This is a genomic window from Thioalkalivibrio sp. ALE31, assembly GCF_000377405.1.
Classification (GTDB): Bacteria; Pseudomonadota; Gammaproteobacteria; order Ectothiorhodospirales; family Ectothiorhodospiraceae; genus Thioalkalivibrio.
This window is the reverse complement of the sequence record NZ_KB905021.1, coordinates 386,634-402,864: the sequence shown is the minus strand read 5'-3', so window position 1 is coordinate 402,864 and position 16,231 is coordinate 386,634. Positions and strand designations below refer to the sequence as shown.

Here is a 16,231-nt window from a genome sequence, read left to right as displayed (position 1 = left end):
CGCGGGCGCGGCACGCAACGGCCAAAGGCCGAGCGTGCCCAGATGCCGGAAGACCCAGCCTTCATCTATTACCACGAACCTGTGGATCGCTGTTGTCTTGACCTTGAACCCCCGTTGTCGTCGCGCCGAGTGGAGAGGGTTTTCGTGGGGAAAAGGCGCTGGATGTCTGAGCGGAGCCGCAGGCGCAGCGAGTTCAGCGCCGCCCGCGAAAACCCTCGGAGCGAGGGAAACCCCGGCCCGCACAGCGGGCCGGGGTCGCGGCAGTCGGGCGTGTTTCTTGGTGACTTCTTTGCACGAGCAAAGAAGTCACTCGGGGCGCGCTGGCGAGTCAGCGCCAGGCATGCGGCGGACCGGAGGCACGTAAACACCGGATGCCGAACCAGGACCAGCCACAGCCAGACGGCGGGGGAAGCCCCAAAGGTCAGGCGATGAGATGGGTGGCGAGGGCAAACCACAGCGGCAGGGTGATCAGCGACAGCGCCGTCGTCAACGTCACCGCCGCCGCATAGAGCCCGGTATCCAGCCGGAAGCGATCACAGAACACCAGCCCCAGCACCATCGCCGGCATCGCCGCCTCCAGTACCGACCCGACACCGGGCACCCCCTCGAGCCCCGTCCACAACACCAGCCCGAGGGCAAAGACGGGAGCCAGGACCAGCTGGACCACGGCCACCACCGCCAGCGGCCGGGCATCGTGCCCGCGAAAGCGGTTGAACACCAGCGCCAGCCCCAGCGAGAACAGCATCAAGGGCGCCACACTGTCGGCCAGAAACCCGAGAAAGACATCCAGCCAGTCGACCAGCGGGACACCGGCAAGATTCAGCACCACACCGACCACCGCCGCCCAGATGGACGGCACCGCCGCCAGGGCCCGGAGCGGGCTGCCGCCCCCGTACAGGCGCACGGCCTCGGGATCCCCGTAGCGCCGCGCCAGCAGCACCCCCAGGGTCAGCACCAGCGGCAGACAGGCGAACAGGTCGTACTGGATTGCCACCGCGCGCCCAGGGTCGCCAAACAGGCTGTCGAGTACCGGCAGGCCCAGATAGGTCGCATTGGGCCAGGCTGCCGCCAGCAGCATCGCGCCAATGGCAGCCCGTTCGGCCATGCACACGCGGCAGGCCAGCAACGTGACCCCGACCATCGCCAGGACCGTAAGGCCCGCCACCAGCGCGATCCGCAGGGAGTCGAGGCCCAGCGGCGCGACCCACAGCACCTGCAGGACGAGCGCCGGCAGCAGCAGGTAGTAAACCAGGGTGGTCAGGACCCGGCGGGTGTTGTCGGCGTCCAGGCCGCCGGGCTGCAGTGCGCGCCACACCACGCCGGCGACGATCAGCGCCCCCATCTGGGTCATCACGCTCAGCATGAGGGGCCGGCATCCTCGGGAGACGGGGACATGTTGAAGGCATCCTTTCGCGCCTGAAGGCGGGGTCGGGGCTGTCAGCGCCCATTCTACGGCGCCGGCACACGCCCCACACGAAAAAACCCGGCGGGGCGGGCACCCGGCCGGGTTCGGTCCTGCGGGCCAGGGCCCGCTGGAGACAGTCGTCCGGGGCGGTTTACGCGCCGCCGGCCTGCTGCTGTTCCTGCTGCTGGCGCTCGACGTCGGCGCGCACCTGTTCCATGTCCAGCTCGCGGACCTTGCCCAGAACCTCGTCCAGCTGGCCGGCGGAGAGCACGCCCGGCTGCGAGAACACGATGATCTGCTCGCGGAAGATCATCAGGGTCGGGATGGAACGGATCTGGAAGGCGCCGGCGATGCCCTGCTCCTCGTCGGTGTTCACCTTGGCGAAGACGACGTCGGAATGCTTGCCGGAGGCCTCTTCGAAGGTCGGGGCGAACTGCTGGCACGGGCCGCACCACGGGGCCCAGAAGTCCAGGATGACGATGTCGTTCCCGGTGATGGTGGATTCGAAGTTGTCCTGCGTGAGTTCCTGAACGGCCATGATGGCGGGCTCCGGTTAAAAATGTACCGGAACCTTACCAGCCTCGCCGCCGGCTTTCAGGATTTCGATGCTGCGAGCATGGCCGCTCGCAGCCGCTCCAGGCGTTCGATGGGGTCGTCGGCCTCCAGCAACTGCTGCTTGATCTCGAGATCGATCGGCAGCAGCTCGGTCAGGCGGGCGGCCACCCAGGTCGAGTCGTCAAAGCGCCGTTCCAGGTGGGACCAGGGTGTCCCCAGCTGGTCCAGCAGGCGCTCCAGCAGGTCCGCCAGCGAGGCATAATCGACCGGGAGGCTCACCTCGGGGTATTCCGGCAGCGACTCCACCTCGCCCAGCCACAGGCCGTCCTCGGCGCGGCGGGGGTTGTGGATCACGCGGCGACCCTCGCCCTTCACCAGGATGCCCAGCAGGCCATCCGGCCGCTGATCCCAGTCCACGATGGCCGCCTCGGTCCCCACGCCGTAGAAACCCGCGGAGGGATCGGTCTCGGCCGGGAGCGCCCCGGATTCCGGGGCGGGCTCCGTCGCGACGATCACGAAGCGGCCATCGTCGCGCAGGCAGCGGCGCACCATGTCGAGATAGCGGGTCTCGAAGATGCGCAGCGGCAGCAACCCCTCGGGGAACAGCACCGTGTTCAGCGGAAACAGCGGCAGCGTGGTCATGCATCCTCTCCCGGCGGGGTTGCCGCACCCCAGCGCGGCACCAGGGCATGTTCGACAGCAAGATGATCCAGCACGCGGGCCACCATGAAGTCGATCAGGTCGTCGATGGACTGGGGCCGGTGATAGAAGGCCGGGTTGGCCGGCATCACCACCGCGCCCATGCGCGCCAGACGCAGCATGTTTTCCAGATGGATCTCGGAGAACGGGGTCTCGCGCACCACCAGCAGCAGCAGCCGCCGCTCCTTGAGTACCACGTCGGCGGCGCGCTCGATCAGGCCGCGCGAGGCCCCGGTCGCGATCGCCGATACGGTCGCCGTGGTACAGGGGCAGACCACCATCGCCTCCGGGACGGCGGAGCCGCTGGCCACCGGTGCGGTCCACTGCTCGGCCCCGTAGCAGTGGATCTGGTCCGGGGCCGCGCCGTAGAGTTCGGTGAAGTAGCGCGCGATCTCCACCGGACGGCCCGGCACGTCCAGGTCCGTCTCCAGACCGAGGACGACTTGGGCCGGCTTCGACAGCATCAGATGCACCTGAACCCCGGACTCCACCAGACACTGCAGCAGGCGCAGGCCATAGGGGGCCCCGGAGGCACCGGTCAGGGCCAGAGAGATGCTGCGCGGGCGTTCACTCATGCGGGCGTTCCCTGCAGGGCTTCGATCAGGCGCAGGTGCAGCCCGTCGAAGCCTCCGTTGCTCATGATGACCAGCGTATCGCCGGCGCGCGCCGTGGCAAGAATCCCCTGCAGCAGGGACTCGATATCGCGCGCCACGGCCAGCCGCTCGCCGAGTTGCCGCTGCAGCCCCTCGGTGGACCAGTCGATCTCCGGGGCATGGTACAGGTGCACCGCATCGGCCTTTTCCAGCGCGGTGCCCAGGGCCTCCGCGTGCACCCCGATGCGCATGGTATTGGAGCGCGGCTCGAGGATCGCCACCAGGCGCCCGCCCGGGGCCACCTGTCCGCGCAGCCCCTCGAGGGTCAGGCGGATCGCGGTGGGGTGATGGGCGAAGTCGTCGATCACCCGGATGCCGTCGATCTCGGCGCGGACTTCCTGGCGCCGCCGCACCCCCCGAAACTCCGGAAGCGCTTCAATCCCGGCGGCCAGGGGCACACCGGCATGGCGCGCCGCGCCCAGGGCGGCCAGGGCATTGGCCAGGTTGTGCCGGCCGCTCATGGACCAGGCGACCCGCCCGATCACGGCGCCATCCGCCAGCAACTCGAACTCCGATGCATCGGCCTTCAGCGGGCGCGCGGCCAGCGCGGCGGACGCCCCCGAATCGGGATGGGTGCTCAGGTACTCCACCGGGGTCCAGCAGCCCATCTCCAGCACCCGTTCCAGCGCGGCATCGCCGGCCGGCAGCAGGATGCGCCCCTGGCCCGGCACGGTGCGCACCAGATGATGGAACTGCCGCTCGATCGCAGCCAGATCCGGATAGATGTCGGCGTGATCGAATTCGAGATTGTTCAGCACCAGGGTCCGCGGGCGGTAGTGGACAAACTTGGCGCGCTTGTCGAAGAAGGCGCTGTCGTACTCGTCCGCCTCGATCACGAAGAACGGCGCATCCCCCAGGCGCGCGCTGACCCCGAAATTGCCCGGCACCCCGCCGATCAGAAAACCCGGGGCCATGCCGGCGTATTCCAGAATCCAGGCCAGCAGGCTGGCGGTGGTGGTCTTGCCGTGGGTACCGGCCACCGCCAGCACCCAGCGGTCGCGCAGCAGGTGTTCGGCCAGCCACTGCGGCCCCGAGGTGTAGTCCATCCCGCGCTCCAGCAGCGCCTCGACCACGGGCATGCCCCGCCGCATCACATTGCCGACCACCACCAGGCCGCGGTCGGGCAGCGTGTCCGGATCATGGCCCTCGTGCCAGGTGATCCCCGCCTGCGCCAGCTGGTCACTCATGGGCGGATACAGCTTCTGGTCGGAGCCGGTGACGGTGTAGCCACGGGCCCGGGCGAGCTGGGCCAGCCCGCCCATGAAGGTCCCGCCGATGCCCAGGATGTGCAGGTGCCCGGCGCTCACTGGAACAGCCCGATCGCGGTCTGGGTGAGCACACTGGAGATCACGATGTAGCCCAGCGCAATGAGCATACCCACCAGTCGCATGCCCAGCCCCAGCGCCTGCTGCAGGATGTGGCCGAACACCAGCAGCAGCCAGGCGAAGAGCACCAGCATCCCGAGCACGACGCCGGTGGCCACGTCCTCGGGTTCGCGCGCCGGATCGGGGCCGCCCGCCAGCAGCATCAGCAGCGCCATCAACAGCCCCAGCACCGCGCCCGTGCCTGCCATGGCGGTAAAGGTCTGGCGCCAGCGGTCCGGCACCCCGCGCAGATTGAGCACGATGACGACAAAGGCGTACAGGACCACCAGGTCCATCACGTTCAGCGCCAGCGCCTGGCCGAAGCCGTACAGCGGGATGCCGATCACCATCCCGGCGATCAGCGCGATGCCGACCCAGAAGATCAGCGTGCCGTTGTCCGCCGGCAGGTCCTGCGGCCCGCTGTGCAGGCGCAGGATGTTCAGCATCGGGGTCAGACCGTTCAACGCCCCTGCTCCTCGGCCTCCATGGCCTCCAGCGCCTCGAGTTCTTCCAGCTCGTCCAGCATGGCACCGGCCTCTTCGTCCCCCATGCCGCCCCGCACCAGGAAGTCGCGGCGCTGCAGGTAGCCCTGGCGCATCGCGATATAGGGGTCATCGGACAACTGCGCCAGCATGCGCTCGGTGGAGATCAGACCGGCGCGCATGTCGACCACGTCCAGCGCGATCAGGCCGATCCACCACCCCGTGTGATCGTCGCGCAGGTTAGTGTGATAGAGCGGGCTGGTGTAGCCATCCACCAGCCGCGCCGGGGCATCCCGCGCCGTGCTCGGTCCGAGGAAGGGCAGTTGCAGGTAGGGGCCACGGGCCACGCCCCAGGCGCCCAGAGTCTGGCCGAAGTCCTCGTTGTTCTTGTCCAGCCCCATTGGCGACGCCACGTCGATCAGTCCGAACAGCCCGAAGGTCGTGTTGAACATGATGCGCCCAGTGTCCGACGCGGCATTCTCCAGGTTGCCCTGCAACAGGTTGTTGAACAGGACCGTGAAGTCGTTGAGATTGGAAAAGAAGTTGCCAACCCCGGTCTGTACCGGTTGCGGAAGACGCCGGTACTGTACCGCCGCGGGCCGCAGCAGGGACTCGTCGAAGTCCTGGTTGAACTCGAACACGGCGCGGTTGTAGGACTCCCAGGGATCATCCGGGTGACGGTCCTCGCTGGGCACCGTGGCGCAGCCGGTCAGGCCAAGAAACATCAGGGCCAGCAGGCCCGGTCGCAAGCGGGAGACAATGGACATGTAATTCCTTTCTTTCGAACCGGCGCCGCACCGGTGTCGCAGGGACCGCGCCGGCACGAAGCCGTTCCGCGCAGGCCGGTACCGGATCGCCCTCAGGATCCGGCAATCGGATGGATATCCGCCTTGCGCGCGAGCCCGACCTGGCCGCGACCCTGATCCTTGGCGTGGTAGCAGGCCCGGTCGGCGGCGACGAACGCCTCGTCCACGCCGGGGATATCGGGCCCCAGCTCGACCACGCCTACCGATGCGCCAATGGTGACGTCACGTGCTTCGACCTGCAACGGCCGGTCACCGAGGGCCGAGCAGATGCGCTGACCAAGAATACGCCCATACTCGGCGTTGGTGTCACGGGCAATGATCGCAAATTCGTCGCCCCCGATCCGCGCCACGGCATCATGGCCGCGGGTCAACTGGCGCAGGACATGGGCCACCTGACGCAGCAGGTCGTCGCCCACGCGGTGTCCATGACGGTCGTTGACCTCCTTGAAGTAGTCGAGGTCCACCAGCAACAGGCTGGCCACCGCGCGATTCTCGCGGGCCGCGTGCATCGCGATCTCCAGTTCGCGCTCGAAGGCGCGCCGGTTCAGCAGGCCGGTCAGGCCATCGTGGCTGGCCTCGTGCACCAGGCGGTCGACCAGCCGGCGCTCCTCGGACACGTCCGTCAGCACCAGCAAGGTACGGACCGAACTGCCGGCGACCGGATCCAGGGCCGTGCGGGCGATGCGCACGATCAGTTCATGCCCGTCGCGCCGGACCAGGCGCGCATCCGAGCGTTCTCCCAGGGCCTGGTCGAGCCGTTCGCCCCGGGCGTTGTCCGGCAACAGCGGGCGATTGCTGCCCAGCTCGCGCAGGTCGAGGAGCTGGTCAAGGGAGCAACCCAGCACCTGATCGCGGTTCAGCCCCGCCAGCTCGCGGGCGGCCGAGTTGATGTAGGCGATTCCGCCATGGGCATCCAGGGTGATGACCGCGTCCGGAATCGCCTCCAGGCTGCGCTCCAGATTGTGCCCGGAGCGGCGCACCCGGGCATGTACCCGCGAGACATACAGCAGCGCCAGCAGCGCAACCGCCGCCAGCGCCGAGACCAGCCACAGTAGATGGGCGCGCAGCCAGGCCAGGATGTCGAAGGGCTGCGGGGCGTACAGCCCCACCCCCAGCTCGTACATCAGCCCGTGCACGTCCTCGTAGGAACGGGGCGCGGCCCAGCCGCCGATCCCGGCCGCCCGGCTCACCGGGTGGCTCTCGTCCAGGGAAAGGGTCGCCAACAGGATCGCGTGGGCCAGGCCGGCATCCAGATCGCCGCGCATCGCCAGCGGCCACTCGGGGTACAGGCGGGTGCTGGAACGATAGCCGAACGACGGGAAGGCGCGCTCGCCGACCACCCGGACCTGATCGACCCGCGGATCTCCTCGGGCCTCGAGATCCTCCAGGATACCGGTACGGAAGGTCGCGGCATCGACCTCGCCCTGCAGCACCCAGTCCAGGCCGCGGCTGACCGGGAAGCCGGTAAACACCAGCGACGCCAGATCCGCCTCGACGTCCAGACCGGCCGCCTGCAACTCGCGCCAGGTCATCCACCAGCCCCCGAAGGCATCCGGGTGCACGGCGGACAGGCGCTGCCCGCGCAGGTCGTCCAGCTCCACCAGGTCTTCGCGGTCAGCCCGCGCGATCACGACCGCCCCAAAGCGATCCTCGTCACGGCCCACCTGGCGCGGCTGCATGGTGGCGATCCGCGAGATCCCGTGCTGCTGTTCCAGCATCACGTAGGAACCGCTGTTGGTCAGGATCAGGTCGAAGCGCGCCTCCGCCACCGCCGCCTGCAACGCGTCGTTGTCCACAGGTTCCAGCTCGAAGCTCGCGCCGTCCACCTGCTCTGTCAGGTATTCGACAAACGGCGTCCAGCGACTGCGGGCGACGTCGTCGCCGCGGTGGGCCAGCACACCCAGGACCATGCGCTGCCCTTCGGCGGCGGGGTCGCCCTCGTCCATGGCCCCGGCCGCGAACGGGACGAGACCGCCGAGGACCGCCAGCAACAGGCCCGCCAGCCCCAGCCACCCGGCCCCGAAGCACCTGCGCGGGGCGCTCCTGGGTTGCAGGTACTGACGACCGGGTGCCGTCATGTCATGTCGGCTTTCGATTGCGGCTGGCGGCGATGCGCAGGCGCAGCGCGTTCAGGCGGATGAAGCCCTCGGCGTCCTTCTGGTCGTAGGCCCCGGCGTCGTCCTCGAAGGTGGCGATGGCATCATCGAACAGGGTGTCCTCGGAACGCCGTCCGGCAACGATCACGTTGCCCTTGTACAGGCGCAGGCGCACCTCGCCGTTGACGACACCCTGGGTGTCGTCGATCGCGGCCTGCAGCATGCGCCGCTCCGGGCTCCACCAGTAACCGTTGTAGATGATGCTGGCGTAGCGCGGCATCAACTCGTCCTTCAGGTGCGCCGCCTCGCGGTCCAGGGTGATGGACTCCAGCGCCCGGCGCGCCTTGAGAAGGATGGTGCCACCCGGGGTCTCGTAGCAGCCGCGCGACTTCATGCCGACGTAGCGGTTCTCGACGATGTCGAGCCGGCCCACGCCGTGGGCCCCGCCACGCTCGTTGAGCTTCGCAAGCAGCGCCGCCGCGCTCAGGCGCTCGCCGTTGATCGAGACCGGGTCGCCCTTCTCGAAGCCGATGGTCAGGGCCTCGGACTCGTCCGGCGCGGCCTCGGGGGAGACCGACCAGCGCCACATGTCCTCCTCGGCCTCGGTCCACGGGTCCTCCAGCGGGCCGCCCTCGTAGGAGATATGCAGCAGGTTGGCATCCATGGAATACGGCGACTTGGTGCCCTGTTTCTTGTAGTCCACCGGGATGTTGTGCTGCTCGGCGTAGGCCATCAGGCGCTCGCGCGAGTTCAGGTCCCACTCCCGCCAGGGGGCGATCACCTGGATGCCCGGCTTCAGCGCATAGGCGCCCAATTCGAAGCGCACCTGGTCGTTGCCCTTGCCGGTGGCACCGTGGGCGATGGCGTCGGCCCCGTTCTCCTCGGCGATCTCCACCAGGCGCCGCGCGATCAGCGGGCGCGCGATGGAGGTACCCAGCAGGTACTCGCCCTCGTAGATCGTGTTGGCGCGGAACATCGGGAACACGTAGTCGCGCACGAAGATCTCGCGCAGATCCTCGATGTAGATCTGCTTCACGCCAAGGGCCTCGGCCTTGGCCCGGGCCGGCTCGACCTCCTCGCCCTGACCGAGATCGGCGGTGAAGGTAATGACCTCGCAGCCATACTGCTCCTCCAGCCACTTGAGGATGACCGAGGTATCCAGCCCGCCGGAGTAGGCGAGGACGACGCGCTTGATGGAGGAACTCATAAGAATGCCAATCCTTGTCTTAACGTGAAGATATAGTCGTTTTCGTAACCGGCGTCACTACCACGCCGGGGTCGCGGACGGTGCGGACGGATCCTCTTCGGGGCCCAAACCGCGCCCGTCAGCGCCCTCCGAAGAGCCGGAGGGCCGCGGCGCGGCCGCTGGGCCATCCACACTCGGCCCGCCAGTATCCAGCCACCAGATATCGCTGCGGCGCGAGGCCTGACGGGCACCCTCCGCGGCCGGATCGACGCCCGGGGCCTGGATCTCGATCCCTGTGACCGGCACCCCCTCGTCCACCAGGGCATCGCGCACCGCCTCGGCACGGTTGCGGCTCAAGGGGCGGTTGATCTCCAGCGGGCCGGCGGCGTCCGTCCAGCCCACCACCCGTATGCGGGGGGCATCGGCGCCCACCAGCGCACGCGCCGCCCGTTTCAGGACCTCCTGTGCCTCGGCATCGAGGCGGTGGCGGCCCGTTTCGAAATAGACGCTCCAGCGGTCCAGCGCGCCCGCCTCCGGCGTCGCCGCGGGCGCAGCGTGCTCGCCGTAGCAGGCGCGGAAGTCGTGGGCCCGCCGGGCGAAGCGGATGCCCCGGAAATGCACGGCATCATCCCCGTCCGGGAAGTCGATGCGCACGTCGTGCCCCGCCAGCAGACGCGCCTTCAGCGGCTGGGCGAAGGCCGGGGGCACACGGAACAGGCGATCGTCACGCGCCTGCAGTTGCAGGTCCAGCGGGGCCTCGGTCGCAGGACGCAGCCACTCCGGGGCACCGGTTCGCAGACGCGGTGCACTACCCGGCGGCATCGGATAGGGGGCCTCCCAGAACGCCGCGGTCATCAGGCCCGGCCGGGCCTCGAAGCGCAGGACGCCGCCATGACGGACCGTCTGTTCCATGCGGCAGCTCGCATCGCCCTCGGTCAACTGCCAGTCACTGTGCTCCAGCGGCTCGCTGTAGGGCCCGGCGCCCGCCGTGGCCATGCCGGCCCCCAGTACCAGGAGGCCCGGGAGCGCACGACGCAGCCACTGGCGCAGGCCGGCCATGGCCGGCTAGCGCTTCTTCGGCGGCAGGATGTCGGTGATCGAGCCGTGCGCGACCTCGGCGGCAAAGGCCACGGTCTCGCTGAGCGTCGGGTGCGGGTGCACGGTCAGGCCGATGTCCTCGGCCTCGGCGCCCATCTCCAGCGCCAGCATCGCTTCGCCGATCAGGTCGCCGGCGGACGGGCCCACGATGCCGGCTCCGATCACGCGGCCATCCGCGTCGAACAGCAGTTTGGTCAGGCCGTCCTCCGCGCCCAGCGCGATCGCGCGGCCGGAGGCAGCCCAGGGGAACACGCCCTTGGTGTATTCGATGCCGTCGGCCTTGGCCTGCTCCTCGGTCACGCCCATCCAGGCGACCTCGGGGTGGGTATAGGCAACGGACGGGATCGCGCGGGCATCGAAGTGCACCTTGTGCCCGGCGATCACCTCGGCCGCGACCTTGCCCTCGTGGGTGGCCTTGTGCGCCAGCATCGGCTGGCCGACCACGTCGCCGATGGCGAAGATATGCTCGACGTTGGTGCGCTGCTGGCTGTCGACCTCGATGAAACCGCGATCGGTCACCTGCACGCCGGCCGCCTCGGCCTTGATCTTGGCCCCGTTCGGGCTGCGACCCACGGCGACCAGCACCCGGTCGAAGGTGTCCTCTTCCGGCAGGCCCTTGGCCTCGCCCTCGAACTGGCAGACGATCCCGGCCTTGGTGGCCTTGGCCTCGGTCACCTTGCTCTTGAGGAAGATGTTCTCGAAACGCTTCTTCGCGCGCTTCTCGAACGGGCGCACGATGTCGCGGTCCGCGCCCGGCATCAGGGTGTCGGACAGCTCCACCACCGTGACCCTGGAGCCCAGCGCCTCGTACACACAGGCCATTTCCAGACCGATGATGCCGCCGCCGACCACCAGCATGCGCTTGGGGATCTCGGCCAGGTCCAGGGCGTCGGTGGAATCCATGACCCGCTCGTCGTCCCAGGGGAAGCCCGGCAGCTTGATCGCCTGCGAGCCGACCGCAATGATCGCGTGCTCGAAACCGATCACCTCGCGGCCCTCGTCACCCTCCACCGCGATGCTGTTGGCGCCGACGAATTCGCCCACACCCTGCACCACGCGCACCTTGCGCTGCTTGCACAGCTGCTTCAGGCCGCCGGTCAGCTTCTTGACCGCGTTGCCCTTGTAGCCGCGCAGGCCGTCGAGATCGATCTCCGGCTCGCCGAACTTGATACCCAGCGCGGCAAAGCGCTCGGCCTCGTGCAGCACCTCGCCGGCATGCAGCAACGCCTTGGACGGGATGCAGCCAACGTTCAGGCACACGCCGCCGATCACCGGGTAGCGTTCGACCATCACCACGTCCAGCCCCAGATCGGCGGCGCGGAAGGCGGCGGTGTAGCCGCCGGGGCCGGAGCCCAGCACCAGTACCTGGCACTGACTGTCGGTGTTCGGGTCGGCAGCGGCCTTGGGCGCCTCCTTCTTCGGCGCACTCTCGGCAGCGGATTCCGCCTTGGCGGATTCGGCCTTGTCGCCGCCCGATGCGGGGGTGTCATCGCTTTCCGCGGCCGCGCCGCTGGCCTCAAGGTCCAGGAGCTTGCTGCCTTGGGACACCTTGTCCCCGACCTTCACGTGCAGCTTCTTCACGGTGCCGGCCTCGGGGGCAGGCACGTCGATGGTCGCCTTGTCGGACTCCAGCGTGATCAGCGGGTCTTCCGGCGCGATCTCGCTGCCCGGCTGCACCAGGACCTCGATGATCTCGACGTCCTTGAAATCCCCGATATCCGGGACCTCGATGGTCTTGGTCTGGCTCATCCAGTCACTCCGGTAAGAATTCAATTACAGAAGCATGCGGCGCATGTCGGACAGCAATGCGCTCAGCGTGGTGGCAAAGCGCGCGCCCAGGGCCCCGTCGATCACCCGGTGATCGTACGACAGCGCCAGCGGCAGGATCAGGCGCGGCTCGAACTCCTTGCCGTTCCACACCGGCTTCATGCTGGAGCGCGACACGCCGAGGATCGCGACCTCGGGGGCATTCACGATCGGGGTGAACTGGGTCCCGCCGATCCCGCCGAGGCTGGAGATGGTCAGGCAGCCGCCCTGCATGTCCGCCGGCTTGAGCTTCTTGTCGCGGGCGCGCTGAGACAGGTCCATCAGCTCGGAGGCGATGTCGACCAGGCTCTTGCGGTCGACGTCACGCACCACCGGGACGACCAGACCGTCCGGCGTGTCCACCGCGATGCCGAGGTTGTAGTACTGCTTCAGGATCAGGTTCTCGCCGGTCGCATCCAGCGAGGCGTTGAAGCGCGGGTACTGCTTGAGCGCGGAGACCACCGCCTTCATCAAAAACGGCAGGAAGGTGACCTTCACGCCCTTCTTCTCGTACTCGGCCTTCAGCGACTTGCGGAAGTCCTCGAGCTCGGTGATGTCCGCCTCGTCGAACTGGGTGACGTGCGGGACGGTGACCCAGTTGCGGTGCAGGTTCTTGCCGGTGAGCTTGTTGATCTTCGACAGCGGCTGGGTCTCGATCGGACCGAACTCGGAGAAGTCGATCTCCGGCATCGGCTCCACGCCCAGGCCACCGCCGGCGCCCTGGCTCAACGCGCGCTTGACGAAGCCCTGCACGTCCTCGCGCAGGATGCGGCCCTTGCGCCCGGAACCCTCGACCTTGCTCAGGTCCACGCCCAGCTCGCGCGCGAACTTGCGCACTACCGGCGAGGCATGGGCCTTGCGGAAGGCGGATTCGTCGCGGATATGCTCGGTGGGCGACGGCCGCGGATCGGCCCGGTCGGCGGCCTTCGGGGCAGGCTGCGACTTCTCGGCCTCGGGGGCCGGCTCGGCCGGGGCTTCCGCGGAAGACGACGCTTCCTGCTTCGGTGCCTCGTCCTTGGCGGAGGTGTCCTCGGCGGCACCCTCGTCGGAGGGCTCCAGTTCCAGGATCGGGTCGCCCTCGTTCACGCGGTCGCCGGCCTTTACCTTCAGCGCCTTCACGGTGCCGCCCTGCGGGGCGGGGATCTCGATGGAGGCCTTGTCGGATTCCAGCGTGATCAGCGGGTCCTCGGGGGAAACGGTGTCCCCCGGGCTGACGATGACCTCGATGATCTCGACGTCCTTGAAGTCGCCGATATCCGGGACGTGCACAGTAGTCGTGTTGCTCATGTCTGCTCCTGCCTCGGGTCCGGCGGCCTCAGGCCTGCAACGGGTTGGGCCGTTCGACGTCGATCTTGTACTTCTTGATCGCGTCGGCCACGGTCTTGACCTCGACGGTCCCGGCATCGGCCAGGGCCTTCAGGGCCGTGACCGCGATGTGGTAGCGATCCACCTCGAAGTGGCGGCGCAGCGCGGCGCGGGTATCCGAACGGCCGAAGCCGTCGGTCCCCAGCACACGGTAGTCGGCCGGCACAAAGGCACGGATCTGGTCGGCATAGGCCTGCACGTAGTCGGTCGCGGCGACCACCGGCGCATCCGAATCACCCAGGCATTCCTCCACCCAGGATGTGCGCGGTTTGGCGTCCGGGTGCAGGCGCGCATGGCGCTCGGCATCGCGGCCGTCGCGGGCCAGTTCGTTGAAGCTGGTCGCGCTCCAGACCTCGGCGGCCACGCCGAAGTCCTGGTCCAGCAGTTCGGCGGCGGCAATGGCCTCGCGCAGGATGGTACCGGAGCCCAGCAGGCGCACCTTCTTTTTCTTGCGCCCGCCGGCCTGCAGCCGGTACAGGCCGCGGCGGATGCCTTCCTCGGCGCCCTTCGGCATGGCCGGCTGCGGGTAGTTCTCGTTCATCACGGTGATGTAGTAGAAGACGCTCTGCTGCTCCGCGTACATGCGGCGCATGCCGTCCTGCACGATCACCGCCAGCTCAAAGGCGAAGGTCGGGTCGTAGGCGATGCAGTTGGGCACGTTGGCGGCCATCATCAGGCTGTGGCCGTCATCGTGCTGCAGGCCCTCGCCGGCCAGCGTGGTGCGCCCGGCAGTCGCCCCCATCAGGAAGCCGCGGGCACGCATGTCGCCGGCGGCCCAGATCAGGTCGCCGACGCGCTGGAAGCCGAACATCGAATAGAAGATGTAGAACGGCACCATCGCCACGCCATGCGTGGAATAGGAGGTGGCCGCCGCGATCCAGGAGGACATGGAGCCGGCCTCGTTGATCCCCTCTTCCAGGATCTGGCCCTTCTTGTCCTCCTTGTAATACATCACCTGGTCCTTGTCCTGCGGCTCGTAGAGCTGGCCGACCGAGGAGTAGATCCCCAGCTGACGGAACAGCCCTTCCATGCCGAAGGTACGAGCCTCGTCGGGCACGATCGGGACGATGTTCTTGCCGATCTTCTTGTCGCGCGCGAGCAGGGTCAGCAGACGCACGAAGGCCATGGTGGTGGACATCTCGCGCTCGCCGGAGGCCTCCAGCAGACCATTGAAGGCATCCAGCCCCGGGATCTCCAGCGGGGTGGCCAGCGGGCGGCGCACCGGCAGGTAGCCGCCGAGGTCCTTGCGCCGCTCGTGCATGTACTTCATCTCGTCGGAGTCGGGGTCCGGCTTGATGTACTCGGCCCTCTCCACCTGCTCGTCCGACAGCGGGATATTGAAGCGGTCGCGGAACTGCTTCATGTCGTCCGCGTCCATCTTCTTCTGGCTGTGGGTGCGGTTCTGCGCCTCGCCCGCCGCGCCCATGCCGTAACCCTTCACCGTGTGCGCGAGGATCACGGTCGGCTGGCCCTTGTGCTCAGCCGCCGCCTTGTAGGCCGCATAGACCTTCACCGGGTCATGGCCGCCGCGATTCAGGCGCCAGATGTCCTCGTCGGACATGTTGGCCACCATGCGCTTGAGCTCGGGGTACTTGCCGAAGAAGTGCTCGCGCACGTAGGCGCCGTCGCGCGACTTGTAGTTCTGGTAGTCGCCGTCGACCGCCTCCATCATGCGTTTCTGCAGCAACCCGTCGGTATCCTTGGCCAGCAGCGGGTCCCAGTAGCGACCCCACAGCACCTTGACCACGTTCCAGCCGGCACCGCGGAAGATCGCCTCCAGCTCCTGCACGATCTTGCCATTGCCACGCACCGGGCCGTCCAGACGTTGCAGGTTGCAGTTCACCACCCAGGTCAGGTTGTCCAGCTTCTCGCGCGAGGCCAGCGTGATCGCGCCCAGGGTCTCCGGCTCGTCCACCTCGCCGTCGCCGACAAAGCTCCAGACGCGACGGTTCTCGGTCTGCGCCAGGCCGCGATCCTGCAGATAGCGCATGAAACGCGCCTGGTAGATGCTCATGATCGGGCCCAGGCCCATGGACACGGTCGGGAACTGCCAGAAGTCCGGCATCAGCCACGGATGCGGGTAGGAGGACAGGCCCTTGCCATCGACCTCGCGACGGAAGTGGTCCAGCTGCTCCTCGCTCAGGCGGCCCTCCATGAACGCGCGGGCGTAGATCCCCGGCGAGGAATGCCCCTGGGCAAACAGCAGGTCGCCACCATGATCGTGCGACGGGGCATGCCAGAAGTGGTTGAAGCCGACGTCATACAGCGTGGCGGCGGACGCGAAGGTCGCGATATGCCCGCCCAGCTCGGCCGAGGCACGGTTGGCCTTGACCACCATGGCCATCGCGTTCCAGCGGATGTAGGAACGGATGCGGTGCTCCACCGCGCCGTCGCCCGGATACTCGGGCTCCAGGTGGGTGGGGATGGTGTTCACATAGGCGGTATTGGCGGAGTACGGCAGGTAAGCCCCGCTGCGGCGCGCCTTGTCGACCAGCCGCTCGAGGAGGGCATGCGCCCGCTCGGGGCCATCCGTCTCCAGCACGGAGGCCAGGGCGTCGATCCACTCCTGGGTCTCCTGCGGGTCGATATCGTGTTCGGTCGCGTTCGGGTCCATGCGCTCTACCCCTGAAAACGGGTTGGAAATCGGGTTGCCACTAAAGGGCCGGGCCACCGGGCGGTCGGGCATTTGCTACCATGCGCCGGTGTCGGGCGGGCA

At 68.2% G+C, this 16,231-nt stretch carries 13 protein-coding genes; all 13 read right to left on the bottom strand.

Annotation, left to right across the window (positions count from 1 at the left end):
• Positions 1-421: 421 nt before the first annotated feature.
• Positions 422-1,363, bottom strand: a complete 942-nt coding sequence (locus D103_RS0105340; RefSeq protein WP_018876054.1) for an AEC family transporter — start codon at positions 1,361-1,363, stop codon at positions 422-424.
• A 193-nt stretch (positions 1,364-1,556) separates the two neighbouring features.
• On the bottom strand, positions 1,557-1,943 hold the full coding sequence (trxA, locus tag D103_RS0105335; RefSeq protein WP_018865831.1) for a thioredoxin: 387 nt from the start codon (positions 1,941-1,943) through the stop codon (positions 1,557-1,559).
• Positions 1,944-1,999: 56 nt separating this feature from the next.
• Positions 2,000-2,602, bottom strand: coding sequence for an LON peptidase substrate-binding domain-containing protein (locus D103_RS0105330; protein WP_018876053.1), 603 nt, complete (start codon positions 2,600-2,602; stop codon positions 2,000-2,002).
• The gene (locus D103_RS0105325) at positions 2,599-3,234 is read right to left on the bottom strand and encodes a flavin prenyltransferase UbiX (RefSeq protein WP_018876052.1); all 636 of its coding nucleotides are present in this window, start codon (positions 3,232-3,234) and stop codon (positions 2,599-2,601) included. Before D103_RS0105325 ends, D103_RS0105330 begins: the two co-directional genes overlap by 4 nt.
• Positions 3,231-4,619, bottom strand: coding sequence for a UDP-N-acetylmuramate:L-alanyl-gamma-D-glutamyl-meso-diaminopimelate ligase (gene mpl / locus D103_RS0105320; RefSeq protein WP_018876051.1), 1,389 nt, complete (start codon positions 4,617-4,619; stop codon positions 3,231-3,233). Before mpl ends, D103_RS0105325 begins: the two co-directional genes overlap by 4 nt.
• Positions 4,616-5,140 carry a hypothetical protein gene (locus D103_RS0105315; RefSeq protein ID WP_018876050.1) on the bottom strand — a complete coding sequence of 175 codons (525 nt, stop codon included), beginning with the start codon at positions 5,138-5,140 and terminating at the stop codon, positions 4,616-4,618. The genes mpl and D103_RS0105315 overlap by 4 nt, the downstream gene beginning before the upstream one ends.
• Positions 5,137-5,925, bottom strand: coding sequence for a VacJ family lipoprotein (locus D103_RS0105310; protein ID WP_018876049.1), 789 nt, complete (start codon positions 5,923-5,925; stop codon positions 5,137-5,139). The genes D103_RS0105315 and D103_RS0105310 overlap by 4 nt, the downstream gene beginning before the upstream one ends.
• Positions 5,926-6,017: 92 nt before the next feature.
• Positions 6,018-7,910, bottom strand: a complete 1,893-nt coding sequence (locus D103_RS0105305) for a diguanylate cyclase (RefSeq protein WP_155984757.1) — start codon at positions 7,908-7,910, stop codon at positions 6,018-6,020.
• A gap of 133 nt (positions 7,911-8,043) precedes the next feature.
• The gene (locus D103_RS0105300; protein WP_018876047.1) at positions 8,044-9,267 is read right to left on the bottom strand and encodes an argininosuccinate synthase; all 1,224 of its coding nucleotides are present in this window, start codon (positions 9,265-9,267) and stop codon (positions 8,044-8,046) included.
• A gap of 57 nt (positions 9,268-9,324) precedes the next feature.
• Positions 9,325-10,305, bottom strand: coding sequence for an OmpA family protein (locus tag D103_RS0105295; protein ID WP_018876046.1), 981 nt, complete (start codon positions 10,303-10,305; stop codon positions 9,325-9,327).
• Between the two features lie 6 nt (positions 10,306-10,311).
• Entirely contained in the window at positions 10,312-12,093 is a 1,782-nt protein-coding gene (lpdA, locus tag D103_RS0105290; protein ID WP_018876045.1) for a dihydrolipoyl dehydrogenase, read from the bottom strand.
• Between the two features lie 24 nt (positions 12,094-12,117).
• Positions 12,118-13,554, bottom strand: a complete 1,437-nt coding sequence (aceF, locus tag D103_RS0105285; RefSeq protein WP_081618370.1) for a dihydrolipoyllysine-residue acetyltransferase — start codon at positions 13,552-13,554, stop codon at positions 12,118-12,120.
• Complete coding sequence (gene aceE / locus D103_RS0105280) at positions 13,466-16,129, bottom strand: pyruvate dehydrogenase (acetyl-transferring), homodimeric type (protein WP_018876043.1); 2,664 nt, start codon at positions 16,127-16,129, stop codon at positions 13,466-13,468. Before aceE ends, aceF begins: the two co-directional genes overlap by 89 nt.
• Between the last annotated feature and the right edge of the window lie 102 nt (positions 16,130-16,231).